The organism is Ruegeria sp. AB10 (assembly GCF_056542745.1).
On the sequence record NZ_JBQGAI010000027.1, the window covers coordinates 1 to 2,874 of the forward strand.

At 54.2% G+C, this 2,874-nt stretch carries 3 protein-coding genes; all 3 read right to left on the reverse strand.

The window, feature by feature from the left end:
* The coding region (locus ACR0NT_RS19475; protein ID WP_170675181.1) for a plasmid partitioning protein RepB C-terminal domain-containing protein at positions 1-860 on the reverse strand (860 nt) is incomplete at its 3' end.
* Positions 851-1,756: a plasmid partitioning protein RepB C-terminal domain-containing protein gene (locus ACR0NT_RS19480; RefSeq protein WP_170440721.1), complete on the reverse strand. Its 906-nt coding sequence runs from the start codon at positions 1,754-1,756 to the stop codon at positions 851-853. The genes ACR0NT_RS19475 and ACR0NT_RS19480, both read right to left, overlap by 10 nt.
* On the reverse strand, positions 1,756-2,874 hold a 1,119-nt coding region (locus tag ACR0NT_RS19485), incomplete at its 5' end, for a recombinase family protein (protein ID WP_170675179.1). The genes ACR0NT_RS19480 and ACR0NT_RS19485, both read right to left, overlap by 1 nt.

Below are 2,874 nucleotides of genomic sequence, written 5' to 3' on the forward strand. Positions count from 1 at the left end.
GCGGGTAAGAATGCGTCATGGTGCAGCGAAAGGTAGCGTGTGATCTGCTCGCTGCGCATCAGTTTCGCGATGTAACCACGGGTCAGGACTAAATTGAGATGATCGGCTCCATAGCTGTCTTCGACAAGGCGGACCTCGCGTTCCAGGTTGGCAGACTCGCGCTCCATAAGCTCCAGTTGCTCGCGCGAAATACCTTTGATCTTTTTCGGCGTTGCCGCCGACACCAACTGGTTTTCGGGCGTCGCGGCCAGAAGCGATCGGGCATAGTTGATCGTGAACTTGTTCATGGCGACCATGAGTTGCGCCGCTTCAATCTGCCGGATCGGCTTCATTTTCTTCAGAATCTGAAACCCGGTCAAAGCCACTTGTTTATCTTTCAACAGTTCCGCCGCCTCGTCGCTGATACCATCCAGAAGCTGGCGTTTCTGTTTCAGGGTCTTGATGTTGACATTGAGCGCGCTCGCCAGACGGGCCTCCGGCACGCCAAGAGAGAGGGCTCTCAGGATCATCTTGTGCTCTTGAATGGTCGCGAGACGAGAAATGCGTTTGTTGTAGGTGAAGGCTTCATCGTCGGTGGAGACAAGACATCGCGCATGTGTCTGACCCTGGTCCTTCAAAACCTCAAGGCGCAGATGACCATCAAGCAATGTATATTGACCAGCGTTGTAAGGGTCGCGGGACACGACAATAGGTTCAACAAGGCCAATTTCCAGAACAGATGCAGCGATCTGTTTGAACTTAATGCTGGCCTTCTTTTGCGGGGTGACCACATAGAGTGGCGCGATCTCCTCGAATGGAAGCGCTACCAGCTCCTGCTCAAACGCAGCTGCAACCGTCTGTTCTTCCCGGGTCACCGACATGCGGGCGCCTCCTCTGACTGAGTTAGGCGGTCTGCAACTTGTTTTGGCAGACTGGCCAACCCTTCGGCGCGAAGCAAAGTGACGAAGTTTTCGTCAGCCATCAGCGTCTTGAGCGCTTGTGTCAGAAAAAGCAGTTCGCTCCGCGTTGCGCCTGCCTTTCTCAGCAGCACCTTCTTTTTCTCGACATCGTTTTCATAGGTCTTGAGCAGTGTCTCGACAGATAGGCCTTTGCGTGGCCGTTCGACAGTGTTCGCGCGGCCCTTGCCGTGTTTCTGGCGCGCTTCAACAAGACGCTTGGCTGCAAGGAGTCTTCCGCCGCGCAGGAGCTTTTTCTCATAAGCCTGCCGGAGAACACGTTGCACGCCGACGTCATCCGCGTCCGCAATGTCAACGGCAACACTGACCGGAATCTTACCGCTTTCCACTGCTCGTAGGAGGCGATGTTCATGACTTTCCAGAAGCTTAGTGACGCCGTGGACATACTTCTTGGACAGCTGGGTCTTGGCGGCGATTTCAGCTTCAGAGTATCCCCTTTCCTTGAGGCGCCCAATGTCTCTGAGCAAGTCCAGCGAATGGTGATGCCTGCGCGCCAGGTTTTCCACCAGGCTCATAACAAGGCAATCTTCGCTGCTGGCATCTATGACGATCGCCGGTATTTCAGATTGGCCAAGAACCTTGAATGCCTCAAGACGGCCTTGGCCGCAGACCAATTCATATGCTGGACCACTTCCGTCCTCAGTCTCACGCGCAGCAACCGTTATGGGTCTTTTCAACCCAAGCTCCGCGATGTTTGCGGTAATTTCGTCGAACACCTTTTTGTTCCTGAGCCTCGGGTTAACGACAGTAATTGCATCGACAGGAACAAGAACAGTGTGTCCGACCGGCGCGTGGTCCATTACGCTGCCTCCAGTATTGGCGTACGTGCGGCCATGTCGAAGAAATGCGCCAGGTTGTCGAAACGGAATGCATCAAGGGACAAGCCGTTGTGTTCCGACAAGCGCAGCTTTGATTTGGCCATGTCAAAGGTAGGCAGCAAGTAGTAGTCGAGCGGCGTTCTGTTTGACTGCTCCATCCTGACGACGATGGACATGTCGGGGAGCTGACCGGTGTTCAAACGAATGTTCCAGCGATACGCACCTGCGCCTGTCTGAAGACAGCGCGCAATGACAATTGAAACGGTGAACTCGTCATTGATGATGAGGGTATCTGTATTGGGGTCACGGGCGACATCTCCGCCAACGGCTTCGACTCCGGCGATGATGTCCCGGATGATGTCGGAATGCAGGCTGCGCAATCGTCTGTTGATCTCAATGTACCGGTAATCTCTGTCAGGCTTGAAGCCGACGAGGCTGTAAGCGCGCAACAGGCTACCAAATCTGTTCTGATAGGCCCCGCTGGATGGAAGCTTTGGCGCTTCATTGATGACAAAGCCCGAGAGATACCCGTTTTCCTCCAAAACCTCCTTTAGCCGATCTAGCATTTCTTCGTCGGACAACACATGGGAGCGGGCTGCAATGATTGCTCCGGCAGCGTCGAACAGGTTGGTCTCAACGATTGCTTCAAAGGCACCAACAGCGCGGACCCAGTTTTCCGGATCGTTCCGGACATGGCGTCTCTTGAGTTTGAAGGAATTGCGGTTCCAGAGATTATTCCCGATGTATTTTTCGTTGGTCAGAATTTGACGCACAACCGCCGGTGACCAATCCCGATCCAGATCGGTTCGAATTTCGCGCTGATTCAGGTCTGACGCAATCTCAGCTTCAGACCAACCGTCGTTCACAAACCTCAAGAAGATCTGGTTCACTATTGCGATTTCATCAGCGGGACCCGGAACAAGTGTTACCCGGTCGGTCTGAATACTCTTATGTTCACCTCGCGAAAGAATACCCTTGGTACGTCCGGCTTCATCAATCAGCATCCGCCGCAACCCGAACCCGGCTGCGCCGCCTTGTCGATAGCCCAACTCGATCAGGCGCTGCTGCCCCGCAAAGACCTTTTGCGAAAGCTCGCGACT

Bases quoted from the DNA above. Each gene is read 5' to 3' on its own strand.
- ACR0NT_RS19480 (WP_170440721.1), bottom strand. From the start codon at position 1,756: ATGGACCACGCGCCGGTCGGACACACTGTTCTTGTTCCTGTCGATGCA.